This window comes from Herpetosiphon gulosus, from assembly GCF_039545135.1.
Lineage (GTDB): Bacteria > Chloroflexota > Chloroflexia > Chloroflexales > Herpetosiphonaceae > Herpetosiphon > Herpetosiphon gulosus.
The window spans coordinates 120,508-142,586 of the sequence record NZ_BAABRU010000007.1 but is presented as its reverse complement, the minus strand read 5'-3'; the positions used below and the strand labels follow the sequence as shown (position 1 = coordinate 142,586).

At 50.8% G+C, this 22,079-nt stretch carries 20 protein-coding genes and 1 tRNA gene; 12 read left to right on the top strand and 9 right to left on the bottom strand.

Annotated elements, in window-relative coordinates; all coding sequences use genetic code 11:
- Nucleotides 1-552 precede the first annotated feature (552 nt).
- The 5 genes from glgP to ABEB26_RS11085 form a co-directional block, all read right to left on the bottom strand.
- On the bottom strand, nt 553-2,691 hold the full coding sequence (glgP, locus tag ABEB26_RS11105) for an alpha-glucan family phosphorylase (protein WP_345722064.1): 2,139 nt from the start codon (nt 2,689-2,691) through the stop codon (nt 553-555).
- Between the two features lie 347 nt (nt 2,692-3,038).
- A complete protein-coding gene (locus ABEB26_RS11100) occupies nt 3,039-3,953 on the bottom strand; it encodes an endonuclease/exonuclease/phosphatase family protein (protein ID WP_345722063.1) in 915 nt (304 codons plus the stop codon).
- Entirely contained in the window at nt 3,950-5,968 is a 2,019-nt protein-coding gene (locus ABEB26_RS11095) for an ABC transporter permease (protein ID WP_345722062.1), read from the bottom strand. The genes ABEB26_RS11100 and ABEB26_RS11095 overlap by 4 nt, the downstream gene beginning before the upstream one ends.
- Nucleotides 5,969-6,259: 291 nt before the next feature.
- Nucleotides 6,260-8,347: a polyphosphate kinase 1 gene (gene ppk1 / locus ABEB26_RS11090; protein ID WP_345722061.1), complete on the bottom strand. Its 2,088-nt coding sequence runs from the start codon at nt 8,345-8,347 to the stop codon at nt 6,260-6,262.
- A 107-nt stretch (nt 8,348-8,454) separates the two neighbouring features.
- On the bottom strand, nt 8,455-8,835 hold the full coding sequence (locus tag ABEB26_RS11085; RefSeq protein WP_345722060.1) for a DUF983 domain-containing protein: 381 nt from the start codon (nt 8,833-8,835) through the stop codon (nt 8,455-8,457).
- 247 nt (nt 8,836-9,082) lie between these two features.
- Here ABEB26_RS11085 and ABEB26_RS11080 point away from each other — a divergent pair, with 247 nt between their 5' ends.
- The 7 genes from ABEB26_RS11080 to trpD all read left to right on the top strand — a co-directional run bounded on the left by ABEB26_RS11080 (nt 9,083) and on the right by trpD (nt 13,737).
- Nucleotides 9,083-9,466 (top strand): STAS domain-containing protein, encoded by a 384-nt coding sequence (locus ABEB26_RS11080; protein WP_012190223.1) that lies wholly within the window; start codon nt 9,083-9,085, stop codon nt 9,464-9,466.
- Nucleotides 9,459-9,860, top strand: a complete 402-nt coding sequence (locus ABEB26_RS11075; RefSeq protein WP_345722059.1) for an anti-sigma regulatory factor — start codon at nt 9,459-9,461, stop codon at nt 9,858-9,860. The genes ABEB26_RS11080 and ABEB26_RS11075 overlap by 8 nt, the downstream gene beginning before the upstream one ends.
- Nucleotides 9,861-10,037: 177 nt before the next feature.
- Nucleotides 10,038-10,601 carry an NADPH-dependent FMN reductase gene (locus ABEB26_RS11070; RefSeq protein ID WP_345722058.1) on the top strand — a complete coding sequence of 188 codons (564 nt, stop codon included), beginning with the start codon at nt 10,038-10,040 and terminating at the stop codon, nt 10,599-10,601.
- A gap of 54 nt (nt 10,602-10,655) precedes the next feature.
- The gene (locus ABEB26_RS11065; RefSeq protein ID WP_345722057.1) at nt 10,656-11,759 is read left to right on the top strand and encodes a VOC family protein; all 1,104 of its coding nucleotides are present in this window, start codon (nt 10,656-10,658) and stop codon (nt 11,757-11,759) included.
- Nucleotides 11,749-12,372, top strand: coding sequence for an alpha/beta hydrolase (locus ABEB26_RS11060; protein WP_345722056.1), 624 nt, complete (start codon nt 11,749-11,751; stop codon nt 12,370-12,372). Before ABEB26_RS11065 ends, ABEB26_RS11060 begins: the two co-directional genes overlap by 11 nt.
- Before the next feature lie 212 nt (nt 12,373-12,584).
- Nucleotides 12,585-12,660 (top strand) — tRNA-Pro (locus ABEB26_RS11055).
- A 60-nt stretch (nt 12,661-12,720) separates the two neighbouring features.
- Complete coding sequence (trpD, locus tag ABEB26_RS11050; RefSeq protein ID WP_345722055.1) at nt 12,721-13,737, top strand: anthranilate phosphoribosyltransferase; 1,017 nt, start codon at nt 12,721-12,723, stop codon at nt 13,735-13,737.
- Here the strand turns inward: trpD and ABEB26_RS11045 are convergent.
- The 4 genes from ABEB26_RS11045 to ABEB26_RS11030 all read right to left on the bottom strand — a co-directional run bounded on the left by ABEB26_RS11045 (nt 13,734) and on the right by ABEB26_RS11030 (nt 16,301).
- Nucleotides 13,734-14,729: a glycosyltransferase family 2 protein gene (locus tag ABEB26_RS11045; protein WP_345722054.1), complete on the bottom strand. Its 996-nt coding sequence runs from the start codon at nt 14,727-14,729 to the stop codon at nt 13,734-13,736. The two genes, trpD and ABEB26_RS11045, sit on opposite strands and share 4 nt — an antisense overlap.
- Before the next feature lie 47 nt (nt 14,730-14,776).
- Nucleotides 14,777-15,232 (bottom strand): FtsB family cell division protein, encoded by a 456-nt coding sequence (locus ABEB26_RS11040; RefSeq protein ID WP_345722053.1) that lies wholly within the window; start codon nt 15,230-15,232, stop codon nt 14,777-14,779.
- Between the two features lie 104 nt (nt 15,233-15,336).
- The gene (locus ABEB26_RS11035) at nt 15,337-15,774 is read right to left on the bottom strand and encodes a bactofilin family protein (protein WP_012190231.1); all 438 of its coding nucleotides are present in this window, start codon (nt 15,772-15,774) and stop codon (nt 15,337-15,339) included.
- Nucleotides 15,771-16,301, bottom strand: coding sequence for a DUF4446 family protein (locus tag ABEB26_RS11030; protein ID WP_345722052.1), 531 nt, complete (start codon nt 16,299-16,301; stop codon nt 15,771-15,773). The genes ABEB26_RS11035 and ABEB26_RS11030 overlap by 4 nt, the downstream gene beginning before the upstream one ends.
- Nucleotides 16,302-16,604: 303 nt before the next feature.
- Between ABEB26_RS11030 and ABEB26_RS11025 the strand changes: the two genes are divergently transcribed.
- The 5 genes from ABEB26_RS11025 (at nt 16,605) to ABEB26_RS11005 (ending at nt 21,982) form a co-directional block, all read left to right on the top strand.
- The gene (locus tag ABEB26_RS11025) at nt 16,605-17,861 is read left to right on the top strand and encodes a glycosyl hydrolase family 18 protein (protein WP_345722051.1); all 1,257 of its coding nucleotides are present in this window, start codon (nt 16,605-16,607) and stop codon (nt 17,859-17,861) included.
- 147 nt (nt 17,862-18,008) lie between these two features.
- Nucleotides 18,009-19,013, top strand: coding sequence for a hypothetical protein (locus ABEB26_RS11020; RefSeq protein WP_345722050.1), 1,005 nt, complete (start codon nt 18,009-18,011; stop codon nt 19,011-19,013).
- Entirely contained in the window at nt 19,013-19,477 is a 465-nt protein-coding gene (locus ABEB26_RS11015) for a hypothetical protein (RefSeq protein WP_345722049.1), read from the top strand. Before ABEB26_RS11020 ends, ABEB26_RS11015 begins: the two co-directional genes overlap by 1 nt.
- A gap of 22 nt (nt 19,478-19,499) precedes the next feature.
- The gene (locus ABEB26_RS11010) at nt 19,500-19,787 is read left to right on the top strand and encodes a hypothetical protein (RefSeq protein WP_345722048.1); all 288 of its coding nucleotides are present in this window, start codon (nt 19,500-19,502) and stop codon (nt 19,785-19,787) included.
- A gap of 104 nt (nt 19,788-19,891) precedes the next feature.
- Nucleotides 19,892-21,982 carry a hypothetical protein gene (locus ABEB26_RS11005; RefSeq protein WP_345722047.1) on the top strand — a complete coding sequence of 697 codons (2,091 nt, stop codon included), beginning with the start codon at nt 19,892-19,894 and terminating at the stop codon, nt 21,980-21,982.
- Nucleotides 21,983-22,079 lie beyond the last annotated feature (97 nt).

Sequence of the window (22,079 nt, the reverse complement as noted above, 5' to 3'; positions counted from 1 at the left end):
CCCATGCACGGCAGGCAGCAACAAAATTAGCTAGGCTTATGGGTACAAAGCCACTACTACTAGTCATGGTGATTTTACTTATGTCAGTATCGAGAGGTGGTTACAGCGGATTGACCAGTTGGCACTAGTGGGGCTATTAACCACCCAACGCCGCAAGACGGGCATGATCGTTCATGAGGTATGTCCTCCATCAACTCACAACATTCACCTGCTCAGCCTAGCATGCTCACGGCGGGTTAGTCAATGATAGCAAGCTGAAAAGGCAGAATGATCCACGAAGGACACGAAGGAAACATGGCTATTGGCTGGCGGCGCTTGGCTATCGGAGATTGATTGGAACTACCAACCATTGTTCCGATAGCCGATGCCTTTAGCCAATAGCCGCATCTGCATATAACAAAGATCGGTAGGCGAACGAAGTTTTGGGCTAAAAATGCCAAACGAGCAAGATTTTGCGCTTTTTCAAAACCTTGCTCGTTTGTTTGACTGACAAACATTGTCAAAAAACCAAAAAAGCCTTACTGTAGCACAGGCTCACGCTACAAACGCGGCTTATTCGGCTTGCATACCTGGCACGTAGTATTGGGCTACGTAATCTTTAAGCATGCGACGGAAGCTAAATTGTGGGCCAACCGTGCGAATCGATTCTTTCATGGTCGCAATCCACTTGTGGGGCAAGCCATTGGCATCACGATCATAGAACGATGGAATAACTTCGTTTTCCAACAAACTATACAACGATTCAGCATCGTCAATATCTTGTTGTTCAAGGTCGTCGTAGCCAGCTTCGCGCCCAATTGCCCAACCATTCTTGCCGTTGTAGGCTTCGCGCCACCAACCGTCAAGCACGCTTAGGTTTGGTACACCGTTCATGCCAGCTTTTTCGCCACTGGTGCCCGAGGCTTCCAATGGTCGGCGTGGGTTGTTCAACCATACGTCAACACTTTGTACCAAATGGCGGCCAACGTTAATATCATATTCTTCGATAAAGAAGATCTTGCCACGCAACTCTGGGTCGCGAGCCATGTTGTAAACGGCGCGAATAAAGCTCTTGCCCGGCTCGTCGGCTGGGTGTGATTTACCAGCGAAAATAATCTGAACTGGACGCTCAGGATTGTTCAAAATCCGCTTGATCCGATCCAAATCGCGGAAAATCAAGGTTGCCCGTTTGTAGGTAGCAAATCGGCGAGCAAAGCCAATCAACAAGGCGTTGGGGTTAACATCGCCACTAATTGCATCGTCGCGATGATAGCCTAAACGACGTTGGCGTTGCCAAGCCCGTTCACGAATAAAGCGAGCCAAATCATGCTTTTGACCTGAGTGTACGCCCCAAAGCACTTCATCGGGCATCGTGGTGATGCGATCCCATGTTGCAGGGTCGTCCATACGTTCGCGCCAACCAGCCCCAAGCACTGAATCGTACATATTGGCCATCGCTGGAGCGAGCCACGTATCCGAGTGCACGCCGTTGGTCACATGGCCAATTGGCACTTCGTCAACTGATTTGCCTGGATACAGGAATTGCCACATTTGACGCGCCACAGCGCCGTGCAATTCGCTCACGCCGTTATGATATTCCGATAAGCGCAACGCTAGCACGGTCATGCTAAATGTTGGCCCCCAGCTTTGTTGCTGCAAAGCAATATTCATAAAGGTGTCGCGATCGATGCCCAATTGTGGCCAGTAGTTGTGGAAAAATTGATCGATCAAATCGAGAGGGAAAGCATCGTTACCAGCAGGCACTGGGGTATGGGTGGTGAATACTGAGCGTTTGCGTACTTCAGTGACGGCATGCTCAAGGTTTTCGCCGCGTTGGACTCGTTCGCGCAACAATTCCAATCCCAAAAATGCTGAGTGGCCTTCATTCATGTGCCAAACAGTTGGGTTGAGGTTGAGGGCGCGTAAAACCCGCACGCCTGCAATCCCCAAGATAATTTCTTGCGCAACCCGCAACCATTGATCGCCGCCATACAAGCGGGCTGACAATTCGCGATCTTCAGGGCGATTTTCGTCAACGTCGGTATCCATTAGCAGCAGGGTGATGCGGCCAACTTGGAAGCGCCAAACTTTGACAAACACCATGCGCCCGGGCAAATCGACGCTCACCCGTAATTCGCTGCCATCGCTGTTGCGCACAACCAAAGCTGGCAACTCGGCAAAATTCAAGCGTTCGTAGAGCGCTTCTTGCGTGCCTTCGCTGTTGATAAATTGGCGAAAATAGCCTTGAGGATATAAAAAGCCAACCCCAACGAACGGCAAACCCATATCGCTAGCTTCTTTACAATGGTCGCCCGACAAAATGCCCAAGCCGCCAGAGTAAATTGGCAACGACTCGTGAATGCCAAACTCAGCCGAGAAATAGGCAATCGTCTGATCTTTAAGCTCAGGATGAGTCCGAGCAAACCAGGTCTGATCATCACGTATATACTGATCAAATTTGATCGTTACCCGATCATACTGGGCCAAATAATTGCTATCAAGGGCTTTTTGTTCGAGGCTAGCCAAGCTAACTTCACGCAAAAATTTCACCGGATTATGGCCCGTGCGCTCCCACAACGTTGCATCAATCGTTTGGTAAAGTGCTTGGGCTTCTGGTTGCCAGCTCCACCAAAGGTTATAGGCCAACTCATAGAGTCGGTTGATTCGTTGGGGTAGTGGGGCAAACTGCGGTGGTAATTCAGCAACGTTCATTGGAACTCCTTGTACTACGATTAATTAAAAAACGATGCCGCCAGCCAGAAAAAGCCTGTCGCAACATCGCGTTGTTTGTTTTGAGCCTGAACGTTAGTGCCTATTATGGCTTAAAAGCGGGGGAGTTGCAACCGTTTTTCAAAGGATGAAGGATGAAGGATGCAAGCTAAAGGTTTAACCACGAAGGACACGAAGCGGCACGAAGGGAGATGATTAACGACGGGTTGGGCAGGAGCTAAATAGATTCAGCCAGCGGTAGGACTATAAACGGTGTACTCTGTGGCTAAAAAATGGCCTTGGCGTTCTTCGCGCTCTTCGCGGTTCCAATTCTTTTTGCCCTTCGCGGATCAAAAATCAAATGCGCCAATCAAATAACGATGATCGGATACTCCAACACCTGTTTCAATCTGGATTGGTCGGATTGCTGCGTTGTACCAGATATAATCCAAGCGTACCAATGGTGGATGCCACGACCGTTGCGGCCAGCTAAAACCCATGCCCACGCCACGCTCACGCCAACTATCGCCCCAAACCGCCTTTAATACCGCATAGCTAGCCTGTTGCTCGACGGTGTTAAAATCGCCAGCTAAGAGTAATGGCTCAGTTGTTTGGCTAAAATCAGCGATCATTTGCTCAATCGCTGCCTCTTCGCGCTGACGCTCAAATTTGAGCCAACGAATTGGGCTATGCTCAATATGCACATTCACCAAAATCAAGGGTTGTTGCGGGTGCTGCACGCGATAGGCTCGCCGATAGCAGTGCCAATAGGCACACGGCTGAATCAACGCAAACGGCCATTTGCTCCACAAAGCCAAATCGGCTGGTTGCGCCGCTCCGCTCGCTGGGCGAAATTCAACATACGGGTACTTGCTGGCCAAAGCTGTTTGTAATGGTTTACCCAAACCAACATCAACTTCTTGCAGGGCGATTAAATCAGGCTGTTCTTGCTCAATCACGCGCAGAATATCGGCACTGTTTAAATTCCAACCAGCTACATTCCAACTCAGCAGACGCAAGTTTGGGGTTTGTATGGGTTTTGGTTGGGGCAACCAACGCTCAGCATACAACCAGAGCCAGATCAAACTGATAAATAGGGCCAACCCACTCAGCCAGCGCCGCCGTTGTGGAATTGCCCACAGCAATAACGGTAGGGTTGGAGCAAAAAACCATGGTTGCAGCACGCTCAGCAGATCAAATTGGTTGCTATAACTCAGGCCTAGCCCGAGCAGCCATAACCCTAGCCAAACCCGTTGCCAGCTCATGCGCGGCGTGCTCGTGCTCGATACAACACCGTCAAATAGAGCATCAAGCCAAAACTCAGAAAATTCGCGCCACGCGGATTAATTGCACTCCACAGCCAATTGCCAGTTTGTTCGCGTAAATCATCAAACAATTTGCCAAGCTTGGGAATCAATAATAAATCGTATCCCAACACCAAACATGCCGCGATCAATGGGGCAATAATTCGCCGCGAACCTGCCAAAACCACAATAATCAAAGCAATTGCTGAAACTCGAAATTCGGCCAAGGTTGGCGAGATATAGCTAAAACTGACTGCGAACAGGCCACCAGCCAAGGCCGCCACGCCACCGCCCCAACTGTAGGCCAAGCGTTTGAGCACCACAGGTGCAATCCCAACGCTCGTCGCCGCCAACTCATCGCTCGCCAAGGCTGCTAAGGCTCGTCCATAATGCGAACGCACCAAGTTATAGCCCAAGCTGCCAACGCCACAGGTAATTGCCAATATTGCATAGTAGGTTGCGCTAGGTGTAGCCAAATCTAGCCCAAAAATGTGCAGGCTGGGCACGCCCGAAATGCCGCTTGAGCCATTGGTCAGGCTGCGCCAATTTTGTAACACGCGCTGAGCAATCACGCCCAGCGCAAAGGTGACAATTGCCAATAGTTCATTATCAAGCCGCGCGGCTAAAAGCCCAATCAGCCAACCAAATAGGCTGCCACCAAGCCCACAAACCAGCAAAATTCCTGCCAATTCGCCTGAGGCGAGCCATGTTTGCCAACCGCCATGCAAGCCCGTGCTCATTAAGCCGACCAAATAAGCGCCTAATACGAACGGTGCAGCATAGCCTAAATCAAGCATGCCGCCCCAGCCAACAATCAGGTTTAGGCCCAACGCCAGCAAGCCATAAATCAAGATCTGAATTGCGGCAACTTGAATGCCCAATTCAAACCAGGCATTCAGCAATGGCACACAGGCCAATAAGGCTGGCACAATCAGCCAACGCCAGTTTTGGCGAACCACTTGGACGCTGCCAACCAATGCTGAATTAATCGGGCTATCATCAAGTTTTGGTTGTTGGCGTAGCACCACCAGCAGCACCAACAAACCAAGCGTAAGCGCTGGAGTCCACTGGGCGGCGATAAAATAATCGCTGAAGGCTGCCAAAATGCCCAAGGCCAAGCCACTTAGCAATGCACCCAATGGCCTGCCAACCCCACCCAACAAGGCCGCCGTAAAGGCAATTAAGCCACTTTGCGCCCCGTAATTGGTGTAGGGCGCGGTGTAATACAAGCTAAAGAGCAAGGCCGCCAAGCCCGCCAAAGCGCCGCCAAGCGCAAAAACTTGACGTAACGTCGCGCTATAGTTGATGCCACATAACTGAGCCATGGTTGGGTCGGCGGCGCTAGCTTGGAGCTTCCAGCCAAAGCGGGTGCGCTGCAACAGCCAATGCACGCCCAGTGCCACACTCACCGCCGCCGCTAGCACAATCAAATCTTTGCCTTGTAAAATCAGCGCCGCATCGCCAAACAAATTACCATGCGGCAATAGATCGGGCACATTAAGCCGGGCTACTTCGGGAATGCCGGGCACACTGCGATGTTCGCCTGGAATTACCGCGTTGGTCAGGGTGCGCACAAACAAAGCGGCTTGGTAGAGCATAAATGAAATGCCGAGGGTTGCCATCAACGGAGCTAAACGCGAAGCTCCACGAAAAGGCCGAAAGCCAATTTGTTCGATGATCAGGCCTGTGCCCGCTCCAACCAGCGCACAAATGACCAAAACTACCAGCAAACCCAGCCCAATCCAGAGCCATGAAGTGCCAACTTGCAAGCCCAAAATTGCGATTGATTCAGCCGCCAAAACGGTGAGCAAGGAAAATAAATCGCCATGGGCAAAATTGAGCATGCGCACAACGCTATATACCAGCGTCACACTGATCGCATTTAGGGCGATAATTGCGCCATTGGCTAAGCCAAAAATCACCAATTGCAGCAAAAGCTGGCTACACGAAAACTGGGCACCACCACAAGCAGTCATTGTGATTCCCCCAAGCAAATTGCGATTGTGGAGTTGGGCAGAGGTTATTTGTAATGGTTTCTTAGATTGGCAATGTTCTCTATCCCTCACCCCCGGCCCCTCTCCCACCGCCGTGGGAGAGGGGTAGTTCCAATATTCATGATGGAGCGGTTCCCCCTCGCTCGCTTGCGGGAGAGGGGGTTAGGGGGTGAGGGCATGCCATGCGAAAATCCTACCCAATCATTGTAACCTACCCTTGTAAGGCCAGGGGGTGAGGGCAGGTCAATCGACCAAGTTCGCTCTTATGGTAGCTTAAGCTGTGTGGCGACGCAAAAAATACATCTGGCTATCGAAGGGTTCTTCGCCAGCAGGCGGTAAATGACAGCCATATAAACCATTGGGTAGCAAAATTCGGGCTTTGGCCGTATCGCGCCATGCCACGCCCAAAATCTCCTCACGAATATAGTTCAATAAACTTGGATCTTCGATTGGGAATAAGACCTCAACTCGGCGATCTAAGTTGCGCTCCATCAAATCGGCGCTGCCAACATACAATTGTTCGTCGCCGCCATTGCGAGCATAATACAAACGACTATGCTCTAAAAAGCGCCCGACAATGCTCTTAACTTGAATAGTTTCGCTCAAACCTTCAACTCCCGGGCGTAGCGAACACATGCCCCGAACCAGCAATTGAATTTCAACCCCAGCCTGTGAAGCCCGATAAAGCAATTGAATGATATTTGGGTCAACCAGCGAATTCATTTTGAAAATTAATTTGCCGCTGCGCCCAGCCTGTTGATGTTGAATCTCGCGTTCGATCATATGGGTCAAGCGGCGGCGCAGGTTGATCGGGGCAATCCACAATTTGCGAAATTGGCTTTGGCGCGAATAGCCCGTGAGAAAATTAAACAAATCCGAGGCATCAGCCCCAAAATCAGGATTGCAGGTCAACAAGCCAAGGTCGGTATAAATATTGGCGGTCACGGCGTTGTAATTACCTGTGCCAAGGTGCAGATAACGCGATACGCCGTCGCGCTCTTTGCGTACCACCAAAGCCACTTTGCAGTGAGTTTTCAAGCCCATCAAGCCATAAACCACATGCACGCCTTCACGTTCCAAGGCCTTGGCCCATTCAATATTATTTTCCTCATCGAAACGCGCCTTAAGTTCTACCAGCACCGCCACCTGTTTATCGTTCTCACGCGCTTTGAGCAAGGCTTTGACAATTGGCGAATTCGAGCCAACCCGATAGAGCGTTTGTTTAATCGCCAACACATTTGGGTCACGCGCTGCTGCTTGCAGAAAATCAACCACCGGCATAAATGAATCATAAGGATGGTGTAATAGTACATCGCGGCGTTGCACCACATTGAAAATATCTTCGCCAGTTGAGAGCACGGCTGGCACGCTGGGCTTGAATGGTGGCAACTTCAACTGCCAACGATCTAAACGCACCACACTCATGAGGCTGCTCAAATCGAGCGAACCATTCAATTGATAAACATCATCGCGCTCAACTTCAAGATTATCGATCAGCAAATCGACAATCCGTGGCGGCATGGTTGAGTGAACTGAAAGCTTGGTGACTGAGCCAAAACGGCGTTGACGCACGCCGGCCTGAATTGTCTCAAGCAAATCGGCGGCTTCATCTTCTTCAATTTCGACATCGGCGTTGCGAATAACTCGAAACGTATAGGCCTCAGAAACCTGCATACCAGGAAAGAGCGTGCTAATATTTTCGGCGATAATTTGTTCGAGCCATGTATAACAAACCGTATTTGGCTGCTCGCTGGGCACACTGACCAAACGTGGTAACGAAGCAGGCACTTTGATCCGCGCAAAATGTTCGTCACTATCAGGGTCTTGAATCACGACTGCCAAATTGAGGCTCAAATTAGAAATATGTGGGAAAGGATGGCCTGGGTCAAATGCCAAAGGAGTCAAGACCGGAAAAATCTCATTATCAAAATAATTTTTTAGCCAAGCCTGTTGATGAATCGAAAGCTGGCTATATTCTTGGATAAAAACCCCTTCGGCGGCCAGTTTGGGCTGCAAATCTTGGATAAAACAGGCTCGTTGCAGTTCCATCAAGGGCGCAACTGCCGCTCGAATTGCGCGTAATTGCTCAAATGGCGTTTTGCCGTCGGCTGAGCGTTCAAACACTCGCGCTGCAACTTGCTGGCGAATTCCCGAAACCCGAATCATAAAAAACTCATCGAGATTGGTGCTGAAAATCGCCAAAAATTTTACCCGTTCCAACAAGGGCAATGAAGGATCGAGGGCTTCCTCTAAAACGCGCCGATGAAACGCCAACGAACTCAATTCACGATTCAGGAAATTTCGTGGGTCAGCCAAATTTAGTGGTTCAGCAACTGTGTCGGGTATTAGCAACTCAGTCATGGGACGCTTCTTTCCACATTCAAGATCAAAACGGCGTTGCCATTGTACGGCAAAAAGTGTGCCCAACAACCACGAAAACTACTACAACGCCTAAATTTAACCAAGCTTTAAAGAAAAAACTCATCGCGATGCTCATCCTCGTGGATCGCCCCAGTAATCGCCAGAATGCCAATCCAGAAGCCGCGCGACACGCGGTAGCAGAACAATTGAAAAATACTAAGCACGCCAATTAACCCAGCCGTGCCCAAAATTAAATGCCCAGGCCATTGCCAAACCAAAATTAATGCTCCAGCAAAACCAATTGCTACGGTGATCGTTAATGAAATCCCCATTGCTCCAGTACTTTGATCGCCAGTCCCTTCGAAGCGTAGGCCACATGCAGCACAACCCTCAATTAGGCCAAAAAATGTTTTGAACATGTGCCCATAGCCACATGTGGGGCAACGCCCGCCCAAACCACGCCAGAGCATCAAAAGTGCATTAAACATCGTCAACCTTTCGTTGCTAGATTTGCCAAAACCCGCCGTGAGTAATCCTTAAGTCCTGTTATAGCCTAGGACAGGCCTAAAAACATGTGCATAGAGATGCTTTATGCTGTATGATAGCGAAAATTACTCCGAAATGAGCAGCAAACTCACGCTTGCCGAGTAGCAATATCATACGTATAATAGGCACATACTCCATACGCAAGCTTTTGTTGTGGCTCATCTTCGCGTTCGACTTCAGGGAGGCCGCTTGGACATCGTTAATATTCCAATTCTTAAGATCGAGAACTTTTTAATTGCTTCGGTTCAGGTTGCCCTGTATGACATGCAAGCAATTCAGTTCAAAGACGCGGTTCTCCAGAAGATCTATGAGACCAAAGCAAAAGGGGTCATCATCGATCTAACGGCGATGGATGTATTAGACAGCTTCGTAGGCCGCTTGATTAGTGATATTGCGGCGATGGCTCGCCTGATGGGAACAACCGTTGTTATTACAGGGTTGCAACCAGCCGTCGCAATTACGTTGGTGGAGCTTGGGCTTGAGTTGCCTGGTGTCACAACGGCGCTGAATTTGGAAAAAGGCATCGCTAAGTTGCGGCTGATTACGGAGAACAATGCGGATGGCAATGCCTAATAAAGTCATCACAATTCAGAGCGACCTCGACATTGTGGCGGCACGGATGGCGGCCCGCGATATGGCTAAGGCAATGGGCTTTGGCGCTATCGACCAAGCACGGATTGCTACCGCGATCTCCGAACTGGCGCGGAATATTTATCTCTACGCCGGTGAAGGTACTGTCACTGTCAGTGAAATTCAACAGGGGCTCCGTAAGGGGCTTCAGGTCGTTTGCGAAGACCAAGGGCCAGGGATCGAGGATATTAGCCTCGTCATGCAGGATGGCTATACCACCTCCAAGGGGATGGGGATGGGTATGCCAGGTGCAAAACGGCTCATGGACGAGTTCGAAATTGAGTCGGTGGTCGGCGAGGGTACCAAAATTACCTGCCGCAAATGGAAACGCCCCTAAACAACCGATCAAAATGTACTCCGACCAAGAGCAGCAGCTGCTGCTCTTTATTATTTAACTAGAATAGGACGCTTCCAAGGACAAAAAGATGGACAACTTGGCGGACAACATGATCGTATTATCGCGATACAATCAGTGTGTGATCATCAACAACCATTTGTTGGAGGAAGTTAGTCTATGGCAGACACACTCAAGATTGTCGGGATTTCGGGCAGCTTGCGCAAGGATTCGTATAACACGGCGTTGTTGTGGGCTGCGGCTGGGTTAATGCCCGATGGCGTGGAGTTCAACATTATCCTATTACATGATATTCCGTTATTCAATGAGGATGTTGAGCAACACGGCTTCCCGAGTAGTGTGCAACATCTACGCCAAGCAATTAGTGAAGCTGATGCCTTGCTAATCGCTACGCCTGAGTACAACTACTCGATTCCTGGGGGGCTGAAAAATGCGCTCGACTGGGCTTCGCGGCCTGGTAGCGCTGGCGAGATGCCGCTGAGTGGCAAACCCTTGGGAATCATCGGCGCAAGCGTTGGAGCCTATGGCACTGCTCGGGGCCAGCACCATTTACGCCAAGTGACCGTCAATACCAACATGCATCCCTTAAATAAACCTGAGGTGATGATTACCTTCGCAGACAAAAAGTTTAGCGATGGTCAATTACACGATGAACCAACCCGCAAGGTTGTACGTAACCATTTAGAAGCGCTTGTGGCTTGGACGAAACGGTTAAGTCAATAAATAGTTAATTAGGGCAACCGGGTCGTCGCATGTTCACACAAAGGAGTGTTGATTATGTCGATTTTGGGCTTACATCATATTACAATTGTTAGTGCAGATGCGCAGCGAACTGTTGATTTTTACACTGGCGTACTGGGGCTGCGTTTGGTCAAGCAAACCGTGAATTTCGACGATCCCGGTTCCTATCATCTTTATTTTGGCGATCAGCATGGCTCGGCTGGTACGATCATCACTTTTTTTGAATGGCCACGTGCGCCACGCGGGGCAACGGGCCTTGGTGGTACCCACCACTTGGCGCTAAGCGTCGCCAACGAACAGGCCTTGCTCAAATGGAAACGCCGCTTGCTCGATGCTAAAGTGCGAGTCAACGGCCCATATGATCGTAACTATTTCAAATCGCTATACTTTCGTGATCCCGATGGTACAATCATTGAAATTGCGACCAAAGGGCCGGGCTGGACGGTCGATGAGCCATTGGAAAGCCTTGGGCAAACAGCCTTGATGCCGCCAATGGATTTGATGAGTAGCAATCGCAATGAATGTGATATTGCTACGATCAATTGGCCGGAACCAGTGCCCGAAATTACTGCCGATATGTCGTTGCACGAAGGCTTGCACCATATTTCAGCGATCGGCGCGAGTGTTGAGCGTTCGCATGAGTTTTATGCAGGTATTTTGGGCTTGCAACGGGTCAAAATGACCTATAACTTCGACGATCCAACTTCGGCGCACTGGTATTGGGGCAGCGAACATGGCAAGCCTGGTACGTTGATGACCTATTTTGAGCGTGATCCAGCGCATACGCGGCCTGTGCGCATGGGTGCTGGCCAAACTCATCATGTTGCCTTTACTGTCGCCAACGACGATGAGCAATTGGCTTGGCGCGAACGCTTACTGAGCTTTGGCAAACGGGTTTCGCCAGTCCAGGATCGCACCTATTTCAAAAGTATTTATACCAACGATCCCGATGGCCATATCATTGAGTTGGCAACGCTTGGCCCAGGTTTTACGGTCGATGAGCCAGTTGAGCAATTGGGCAAGACCTTGAAATTGCCACCATGGCTCGAAACTCAACGCAGCCTGATCGAAGAACATCTTACGCCGTTGGTTATTCCATGCAGCAAATTGGCAGTGGTGGAGCAAACTCATGCATTCTAATCCGATTATTCAAACTGGAACCAAACTCGAAAACGCCACTGGAGCCATGATTATGCTGCATGGGCGGGGCGCTGATGCCGCCAGCATTCTGAGTTTGAGCCAAGCTTTTGAGCGGCCAGATTGGGCCTATCTTGCGCCCCAAGCCGATAATCATACCTGGTATCCACAGCGTTTTATCGAGCCAGTAGCGGTTAATCAGCCAGCCTTAGATTTTGCCTTGGCTGCGGTTGGTCGGGCAGTAGCAGAGGCCGAAGCTCACAAGATTCCGCGCAGTAAAATTGTGGTGTTGGGCTTCTCGCAGGGTGCGTGTTTGGCTTTGGAGTGGGTAGCTCGCTATGGGCAGGGCTTAGCTGGTGTCATTGCACTTAGCGGCGGCTTGATTGGCGCTGGCACGCATTTGACCAGCTATAGCACCAACCTCACAGGTACGACTGCATTGCTTGGCTGTAGCGACCGCGATTTTCATATTGCTGCCGAACGGGTGCGTGAAAGTGCCAGCGTTTTTGAGCAAGCTGGAGCAACCATCGATCTGCGGCTCTACCCAAATATGGGCCATACTGTCAACGACGATGAAATTAGCGCAATTCAAGCTTTGCTGGGTAAAATAGTTTAGTTGGTAGCATGCCCTCATCCCCAACCCTTCTCCCACTGCGGAGGGAGAAGGGCGTTCCACCATTCATGACTTGGATGATTCCCCCTCGCCTGCTGGGCGGGATGAGGGGCTAGGGGGTGAGGGAATACAATGTTTGATGCTTGGGTTCTTGTAATTTGACAAACAAACTATTCTCCGCTATAATGCCACGCGCAACGATAAAACAAAAGCAACGGGGTGTAGCGCAGTTGGTAGCGCGCGACGTTTGGGACGTTGAGGTCGTAGGTTCGAATCCTATCACCCCGACCACTACAACGAGGGCAATTTGCTCTCGTTGTTTTTTTGTTGTTTTGCTGCAAGGAGCCAACCATGCAGATTCGCGATGCGATTATTACGGTTACCAATCGAACGGATTTAAGCCAAGACGATGCGGCGGCGGTGATGGAGCAGATGATGAATGGCGAGGCCACGCCAGCCCAAATCGCGGCCTTGCTCACAGCTTTGCATTTCAAAGGTGAAACTGACGCAGAAATTGCTGGTATGGCCCAAGTGATGCGGGCTAAATCGCTGGCCGTGCCGCACGATGGCGGCGTGGTCGATACCTGTGGCACTGGTGGCGATCATTCGAATACCTTCAATATTTCGACCACTGCGGCATTTGTGGCAGCAGGCGCAGGCGCAACCGTCGCCAAACACGGCAATCGCGCTATGTCGTCGAAATGCGGCTCGGCTGATGTGCTCGAAGGGTTGGGAGTCAATATCGAGCTTGATGCTGAAGGCGTAGCCCGCTGTTTACGTCAGGCAGGCATTGGCTTTATGTTTGCGCCTAAGTTTCATCCGGCGATGCGCTACGCTGGGCCGGTGCGCCGCGAAATTGGCATTCGTACCATTTTCAATGTGTTAGGGCCACTGACCAACCCAGCCCGCGCCGAGTATCAGGTGATTGGGGTTGCTAATGTGGGCTTGGCTGAGAAATTGGCCAACGCCCTGAGCAAAATGGGCATTCGCCGCGCCTTGGTGGTGCATGGCAGCGATGGGCTTGATGAAATTTCAATCAGCGCCTCAACCTTGGTATTTGATGTACGCGCTGGAGCAACTCCCCAAGCTTCGACGCTTAGCCCCAGCGATTTTGGCCTAAGCCTCGCGCCACGTGAAGCAATTGCTGGTGGCTCGGTCGAGGAAAATGTGGCCATGACCAAGGCGATTCTTGATGGCAGTGATACTGGCCCGCGCCGCGATATTGTATTGTTGAATGCCGCCGCTGCTTTGGTTGCTTGCGAACGGGCCGATTCGTTTGGCGAGGCTTTGCGTCAAGCCCAACAGGCCATCGACACTGGCACGGCCAATCAGCGTATGCAGCGAATGATTGAGGCCAGTAAAGGCTAGCGTTGGGCGATCAATTGGCCTAGGGCTTGGCTTTCACGCCAAATTGCTAGCGGCGAACGGGCTGGCTTGATCCAACGATCAAGATCATTGAGCGAAGCAGTTCGACGAACTTGGATCGCTTGGTGCTGTTGGCGAAGTTGTGGTAATTGACGTAATGCATGCAAACGCCCACTGACCGTCGTCCAGCGGCGGCGTAGGATGGCCTGAGCACAGGCTAAACCATCGTAAGCCAGCATTAATGGCAGATCGCGGGCCAACAATGGTGTTGGCCAGCAACGCAAAATTACCCGCCAGCGATTACGGGCAATCAGCCAAGCTTTGAAGGGCGAGCCTTCGCCGCCAGTTGCCGAGTAGATATGCCGAGCGATAGCCTGCGGGGCTAGTACTGTTTGCCATTCGCGCAACTGCAAACGCCAGGCCAAATCAACATCTTCTAAATAGGCAAAATAGCCTTCGTCAAAGATGCCAACATCGGCTAATGCAGCGCGACGATAAGCTACTGCCCCGCCACTGCCCCCCCAAATCGGGCTGGTTTGGCTGGCTAATTGGGCAACTGGCTGCAACAACCCAGCATCAGTTGCCACACCATCGCGATAGAGTTGAATTCCAGCTGAGGCGATGATTTCGGGGCGATGGGCAAATGTCATCACGCCAGCGCTAGCAGCAAGGGTTGGTTGGCGTTCAAACGGCGCTAAAATAGCCGAGATGAAATTTTGCTCAACGATGGCATCATTGTTCAATAACAACAACACATCGCCCCGTGCCACATGTAAACCAACATTGACCCCACCGCTAAACCCACGATTGTTGGTGAGCGCCAGCAAACGCACTTGGGGATAGTGTTGATGCAGCCATGCCGCTGAACCATCGTGCGAACCGTTATCGACCACCAACACTTCGATTGAAGCATCGCATTGGGGCAATAAGGCGTTGAGACAATCAGTTAATAGCGTGCGGCCATTCCAATTTAAAATAATGACAGAACAATTCATAACAAAAAAGCGATTGGTTGCCCAATCGCTCGATCCTTCATCCGAAATTACGAATCAAATAGCACTTCCAGCCAACGCCGCCAATTGGGCGTTGTGTCCATCGGTGGTAACGCGGCTGGCTCAGCGGCTGGAACTTCTAAGGCAGCGGTTGGCGAAACCGTCAATGTTGGCGTAACCACACTCACATGCAACACCACATCGCCTGGCTTGGCCATATCGAGCATATCGCGGGCCGCCAATTCGATTGCCGCATCAGAGCGCACATAGGCAGCGCGATCGCGCAGGGCTTGGCTTTCGGCAGCCAAACGGGCATTTTCGGCTTCCAAGGCTTGAGCCTGTTGCTCCATGGTATACCCTTGCACCACCAAACTGCCAAATAGCACCATCAAATAGAGCGCAAATGCGGCCAAGCCCCAGGTTACGGCCAGCGTTGCCCCGCTGCGCAATTGAGTTGGCTGTGGAATCTGTGGTTTGCGCCATTGTGGCCAGCGCCAACGAGCCATAACACCATCCTCAAGGTTTTTAGATAGTCGTGTTAGCCTAGCACAGCGCTTGGGCAAAACCTGCCTTAATCGATGACAAATTGCTAACAATCAGCATTGAGGAATTAAACCCCGCTTGGCTCTTCGTTTAAGCGTGAGCGTGGGGCATCAAGCAACAATGGCTCGTCGATATTTGAAGTCATGCTGCTTTGACCACGGAACAAGCCACCTGGCTCGATATGTAACGAAGCGGCAGTAATATCGCCCCAAACCTTGCCCGAAGGCGAGATTTCTAGTTGCTCAGTCGCGATGATCTCGCCTTTGACTGCACCCGATACGTGAATATTTTGGGCCTTGAGCGTGGCGATAACCCGCCCAGTTGAGCCAACGATCAAATTGCCAAGCACCTCGATCTCGCCCTCAACAGAGCCATCAACCCGAACATTCCCGTCGGATTTGAGGGTTCCAACAAAGGTGGTATTGGCTCCAATCACGGTTTCGGGCTTGCCGGTTGGCGATTGGGCGATTGGTTGTACCACTTTTTTGTTACCGAATAAGCTCATGAATTGCCTCCTGTTGTAGCGGGTTGAGCTGCTGATTCCACCGAGGTAAATTGACCAAGGGCTTGCGCAATTGATGCAACTTCTTCTTCGGAAAGCGTATGGTTCGATTGGCCGCGTTGCACAGCCTTGGCGTAGGTGCGCACCCCTGAACGACTGTAGATACTGCTCAGGACAACCCCACTTTGTTCGCCATCGAGTAGCGCCAAAGCATAACTTTGATCGCCGCCAACATCGCCAAAGGGATTAAAGCGCACAAGCCCAACATGATGCAGGCTGCTGCGGCCCAAACGCCGAACTTCACGTTCGAGGGCGGTTATTTGATCATCGTGATGCGCAACTTGCAGCGAGCGCTGAAGCCAAATATCTTCAAGATGTTCGGCATCAACACCTTTGGTGAGGGCAGTGTAGCGTTGATCGATGGCGCTCAGCCGTTTGCTTAAACGCCCGATCCAGATCAGCAAGCCGATAATCAGTAGGCCGCTGCCGATCCATAAGTAGAAGCCATAGGTTGTCCAAAAAGCTATCAAGGATATGCCTCGTCTTCAAAACTGCCCTCCATTATAAACGAGGCTATCACCCTCACGCAAACGCCGACCAAGAATATTAGGATGGGATTAGGGGTCAGGGGCTAGGGCTATACGTTTTAACGCAGAGGCGCAGAGAAAAAGTTAATGCTCTGCGCCTCTGCATTAACATTTAACCTTTATCTTTTTCATCCCTCATCCTTCATCCTTCATCCTTTAATCTAGCGTTTCTTGGAAAGCCTTGTTTAATCGGTTATACTTTGAGTGGTCTTTTTCGTGATTTTTTTGCTGATCGAGTGAATTGTTATGTTTCGTCATCTTTTTCGCGGGGTTCTCGCAATTGGGATTTTGGTCTGGATCGTGTTTCTCTGGCAGTTTATTGATTTACGGATCAAGCACAGTCGCGCCGCCGATGCCGCCGCCCAAGCTCTGTTACCCCGAGCAACCTCAACCGCCCTGCCCGTTCCTACCTTTGTTGCGCCAACCTTGCAGCCGCTGCCCAACACTGTTGCCGATGGTCAAGGTGGCTCAGAGCTGCCTGCCAGCGCCAATGATGTGCGCGGAGTGCACCCTAAAACTGGCCGTTACGTCGCTGCTTGGCTGCCGACATCGTTTGATGCTGAGGCTGCTCGTGCAACCTTTGAAGCCAACAAAGATATTCTCGATGAGGTCAGCCCATTTTGGTATGGCGTGCGACCTGATGGCACGTTAATCGCCGATGTTGGCTCTCGTGATGCCGAATTGGTGCAAATTGCCAAAGAAAATAATGTGCTGATTATTCCAACTGTGCATAATATTGAAGATTTGGAAGCAGCTTCGATTGTTTTGGCCACTCCAGAAAGTCGAACAAACCATATTAATATTATTATGGATGAGGTGCGTACCTACGGCTACGATGGCATCGACATCGATTATGAATCGCTTGCGCTTGATTATGAAGATGAATTTACCGCGTTTATGACCGAATTGGGTGCAGCGTTGCATGCTGAAGATAAATTGCTAACCGTTGCAGTCCATGCCCATACGGGCCGACCCGATTACCAAAATTATGCTGATTTGGGCAAAGTGGTTGATCGCCTGCGGATTATGACCTACGATTATAGCTGGCGTGGCTCTGAGCCAGGCCCAATCGCTCCGATGTTTTGGGTTAAAGCGGTTGCCGAATATGCCAAAACCCAAGTTGACCCTAGCAAAATTCAAATTGGGATTTCGTTTTATGCCTACGATTGGCCTAGCAATGGCGGTTTTGGGATTGCGCGAAGTTATACCGAAGTTGAAGAAATTAAGGCCACCTACCAGCCCCAAATTCGTTTGGTCGAGGAAGATGGCGGCCAGCAAATCCAGGAATCAACCTTTAACTATGCCGGACGCACGGTTTGGTTCTCCAATTATCGTTCGCTAACCGCCAAAATGGAGATGGTGCGCGAAAACGATTTAGCTGGGATTGCAATTTGGCGCTTGGGCAGCGAAGATCCCCAAAATTGGACCTATATTCGCGAATCGTTGAAACAAGATCCCTTGATCGTCCAACGCTCAATCAATCGCTATATTCCTGACCATTGAGTTTAGAAGGATGAAGGATAAGGGATGAAGGATGAAAACTTAATTGAGCCTGATTGATTCCTCATTATTTCTAACGTGCAATTAATCTAATTGTTGAAGGATAAAGTTTCATCCCTCCTACTTCATCCTTCATCCCTACAGAGGATTATGGAACAAGGCATTACAACTTATAGTGTTGAGGCTCAGCGCTTGTATGAGCGTGGTTTAGCGGCGGCCCGAGGCGGCCAACGCCGAATTGCAGCAGGCTTATTGACCAAGGCGGTTCAACTTGATCCGCGCCACGAACAAGCGTGGCTTTGGCTTAGTGGGGTGCTCGACGAGCCGCGTGATGTAGAATTTTGTTTGCAATCGGCGCTCAAAATCAACCCGCATAACCAACAAGCCCGCAAAGGCTTAGCTTGGGTTCAGCAGCAGCAAACCAAGCCTGCTAGTGTTACCACGCCCAAATCGCCTAGTGGTTTGCAACAAATTAGCATCCCAACCGCCGAGGAGCGGGCCGCCGAAATCACCCCAGCCGCCGAAAAAGCTTGGTGGCAAGAATGGCGCGATTCTGAGCGCAGCGGTAAAGTTGTGCGTGTTGCTTCATTAGTTGCTTTGATTTTGGCAATTAGCTTCACAGCGGTGATGCTTTCGGTTGCCAAGAATCAGCCTTTACCCGAAATTCCAGCAGGCCTTGATGTTGCAATCAATGATCAGGCTGATCCACAGGCGGTAGTTGCGGCCTCGGAAATGAATCAGGTTGAATTATTGCGCTATCTGAGCCAAGTCGGTGAAATTCGCCAACGCCTCGACCAAGCAGTCACGACCTATCGCGCAACCAGCGATACCTCAACCGTGGCAACGGAGCAAATTGAGGCCGCCAAAATTTATCGGGATGTGGTGCGCCAAGCCTACACCGATTTGGAGCGCGTCAAAGCCCCCGACATTTTGGCCGAAATTCATAACGAATATAAACAAGGCCTACAACTAGAACAAGCCGCCTTTGATGATATTTTGGAATATTATACCAACTACAATGTGGCAATTGCCAACCGCGCTGCCTTGCGTTTGCAAGAGGCCGATGGCCATTTCCAGCGCGCAATTGGTGGGCTAGAAGCCTACAATCAAGAACTAAGCAACCCGCAACGGGGCGATAGTTTTGGAGAACGCTAATGTTACTAGCGGTTGATTTGGGCATTCGCACTGGTTTTGCGTGCTACAACCGCGCAGGCCAATTGATTTGGTATCGTTCGCATAATTATGGTTCGTTGCCGCGCTTACGCCGTGGCAGCAGTGGCCAATTGGCCGAAATTAGCGATTTAAGCGTATTGGTGCTTGAGGGTGGTGGCCCGATTGCCGATGTTTGGGAGCGCGAAGCTACCCGCCGCGACCTACAGCTGATCCGTACAAGTGCTGAGGTTTGGCGAGCCAGTTTGCTATATGCTCGTGAGCAACGCACCGGAGAGCAAGCCAAAGCTGTGGCCGATGAATTAGCCCGCCGCGTGATCGAATGGTCGGATGCGCCACGCCCCACCTCATTGCGCCACGACGCGGCCGAAGCCATTCTCTTGGGATTATGGGCGGCGGTTGAACTTGGCTGGCTAGCGGCAATTCCTCCTGAAGTGCGCCGACGCTAATTTTGCCAAGGAGTCGCCAACGTTGAGCGAACAAACTGATCCCGAACTGGAAGTGCTTGAAACCGCAACCGTCCCCCATAAAACCAACGCCGTCGAAGATGAAGCCTTCGATTACTCGGTCAGCAAAGCCGGCAAAGTGTTTATTAGTTGGTATGGCAAGCAAGTTGTGATTTTAAGTGGAGCCAAAGCCCAACGCTTTCTAGCCAACATCGCCGAGCTTGATGGCGAAGCTGCCCAACTCGTGATGGCCAAAATCACTGGTAATTTTAAACGGGGCAACGAACGGCTCGCCAAACAAAAACGCCACTAATTTGTTAGCCAATTGCAATCATCCCTGCTTGGAATTATCAACCATAGCAGGGATACTTGAATCAATCGAAATACCCCAAGGATTGTTGTGTGTTGAGGTGCGTTATGCTGCTTGGAACAATCGCTGAATATTTGGTTGCGTTGGGCATGCCAAGCTCGGCTCGCACCTATTTAATCATTACTACAATCTTAGTGCTCAGTTTAATTTGGATCGAAACCTCACACTGGGCACATCGCAACATTACAATGATGGAATTGGCTGGGGCGGCCTTACTGCTCATCAAGATTTTTGCAGTCACTACAACCATGCTGACCCTCGCGCTACTGCCGTTTCCCCAACTGCGCACGGTGATTGCCAGTTCGTTGGCAATTATGGGCTTGCTGACGCTCTATCGTGAGCTACGACGACGCTTACGCGCAGGCGATCGTTCACCCTCAAGTTACACGGGCGGCGTGCTGGTGGTCATCCAATTTTTATGTATGGTCTTGCTGACAGTCAGCGGAATTGCCATCATATTAGAACTATTGTTGGTTCCAGCGCGAATTCTCGATAGTGATACGCGGTTTATCGATGCGATTAAGAATTGGGTTGAATTGCTGGCAACCTTGTGTGTGCTGCTCACCATCTACTATCTGGGCTTTTATTTGGCACGGCGATTGCTCAAAAGTGGCAGCTTCTCATGGATCGATCCGCCGAATTGGCGCACGTTGTTGCCGCATTTGAAATATACCCTGATGCCACGTTGGGGTATTCCACCATTGGCTGAAAGCGATTTGGCTGATACAGTGCGCATGGCCTATATCGAGCATATCGTGGGTAGCAAAGCGCCGCGTGATGTCGCCAAAGCTGCCAAAATTGAGCCAGTCGCGCAGCCCCAACGTGGTTTTACCTTCGCAGTGATTGGCGACCCGGGCGAGGGCGACGAATCGCAGATTGCTCCGCCAATTGTGCCCGAGCAGAGCGCTTTGGCCCAGCAAGGCCCAGCTAATCCAGCGTATCCAACCTTCACAATCCTTAGCTCAGATATTGTCTACCCAGCTGGCGAGTTGATGGATTATGAACGCACGCTGTATCGACCGTATGCGAGTGCCAGCGCAACCCCGCCATTGATCTATGGTTTGGCAGGCAATCACGATTGGTACAATGATTTAAAGGGCTTGATGCTGAATTTTGGCTATGCTGCGGCCCATGTCGAAAGCCGCGACCCACAGTTGCAACAATGGGCCAAGGCACTCAAAACTGGGCCTTGGGCACGCTATGGCTATCCATGGGGCCAATTGCGTTGGAACGAGGTGCACAGTTTGCGCCAACGCTATGGCCTCACGCGGCTTGGTGGCGACCTGAATGAACCGCGTACCCACCAACGATTGCCATTTTTCGAATTGAGCTTTGATCCAGTGCCATTTGTGTTGTTAGCCGTGGATACTGGCTGCATCGGTAGCGTCGATCCAATTCAGATGGAATGGTTGGAAGGGCGTTTGCTGGCGGCCTTCAATCAACAAAAAATTATTGCCGTGGTGCTTAGCGAGCCGTTGTATGTCAATGGAGCCTTTGCTGATCATCCTGGCATGCGCCAATTATATGAATTATTGCGGCGCTATGAAACCCACGTGGTAATTGGCGGCGATACCCATGCCTTCCAACATTATGAAGCCCGCTATATCACTTTGCGCGGCACTCAACATATTGCTCATCATCTGGTCAATGGCGGTGGCGGCGCGTATCTCAGCAAACCTGTTGATTTACATTGGCACACGCCCAGCGGCATGACCCCCTTGGAATCGCGCTTTGTCTACCGCGACGACGAACAAGATATCGTCGATCAGGTGATGTTGCGTGAAGTGTTTCCAACGGCTCAACAGCTTCGGACCAAATTCAATGGCAAAATCGAGCTTGATGACCAAGTTTGGGGCTTGCGGCGCTGGCTTGTCGGCCAAGAGCCAAATATTTTAAATCGGGGCTATACCAACGCGCTCAACCATGATCGCTCGCCATTATTACAAAGCTTGCTTACACTTAATCTCGATGAAACCTTGAATGGCTGGCGCTTGCGCATCACGCCTTGGTTTACAACTGGCCCCGACAATCAGCTCGAACCACAAGAACCAATTGATATTTTGGCCCCCAATCGAGCGAATGAACGGGTGGTTACCCGCGATTTAGTGCCCAGCCCCGCCAGCATTTTAGCAATTTAGCTTGGGAAAAAGCTGGGAAAAATAGCCCCCGATTTCAACCTGATTCGACTACACTAGCGCTGAGCGAAGTGCTGAGGAGCTAGCGTAGGAGGGTTGC

Coding starts and splice junctions, on each gene's coding strand:
- trpD (WP_345722055.1), top strand. CDS start 12,721: ATGCAGATTCGCGATGCGATTATTACGGTTACCAATCGAACGGATTTA.
- ABEB26_RS11100 (WP_345722063.1), bottom strand. CDS start 3,953: ATGAGCTGGCAACGGGTTTGGCTAGGGTTATGGCTGCTCGGGCTAGGC.
- ABEB26_RS11040 (WP_345722053.1), bottom strand. CDS start 15,232: ATGGCTCGTTGGCGCTGGCCACAATGGCGCAAACCACAGATTCCACAG.
- ABEB26_RS11065 (WP_345722057.1), top strand. CDS start 10,656: ATGTCGATTTTGGGCTTACATCATATTACAATTGTTAGTGCAGATGCG.
- ppk1 (WP_345722061.1), bottom strand. CDS start 8,347: ATGACTGAGTTGCTAATACCCGACACAGTTGCTGAACCACTAAATTTG.
- ABEB26_RS11045 (WP_345722054.1), bottom strand. CDS start 14,729: ATGAATTGTTCTGTCATTATTTTAAATTGGAATGGCCGCACGCTATTA.
- ABEB26_RS11025 (WP_345722051.1), top strand. CDS start 16,605: ATGTTTCGTCATCTTTTTCGCGGGGTTCTCGCAATTGGGATTTTGGTC.
- ABEB26_RS11095 (WP_345722062.1), bottom strand. CDS start 5,968: ATGACTGCTTGTGGTGGTGCCCAGTTTTCGTGTAGCCAGCTTTTGCTG.
- ABEB26_RS11020 (WP_345722050.1), top strand. CDS start 18,009: ATGGAACAAGGCATTACAACTTATAGTGTTGAGGCTCAGCGCTTGTAT.
- ABEB26_RS11060 (WP_345722056.1), top strand. CDS start 11,749: ATGCATTCTAATCCGATTATTCAAACTGGAACCAAACTCGAAAACGCC.
- ABEB26_RS11015 (WP_345722049.1), top strand. CDS start 19,013: ATGTTACTAGCGGTTGATTTGGGCATTCGCACTGGTTTTGCGTGCTAC.
- glgP (WP_345722064.1), bottom strand. CDS start 2,691: ATGAACGTTGCTGAATTACCACCGCAGTTTGCCCCACTACCCCAACGA.
- ABEB26_RS11035 (WP_012190231.1), bottom strand. CDS start 15,774: ATGAGCTTATTCGGTAACAAAAAAGTGGTACAACCAATCGCCCAATCG.
- ABEB26_RS11005 (WP_345722047.1), top strand. CDS start 19,892: ATGCTGCTTGGAACAATCGCTGAATATTTGGTTGCGTTGGGCATGCCA.
- ABEB26_RS11085 (WP_345722060.1), bottom strand. CDS start 8,835: ATGTTTAATGCACTTTTGATGCTCTGGCGTGGTTTGGGCGGGCGTTGC.
- ABEB26_RS11070 (WP_345722058.1), top strand. CDS start 10,038: ATGGCAGACACACTCAAGATTGTCGGGATTTCGGGCAGCTTGCGCAAG.
- ABEB26_RS11075 (WP_345722059.1), top strand. CDS start 9,459: ATGCCTAATAAAGTCATCACAATTCAGAGCGACCTCGACATTGTGGCG.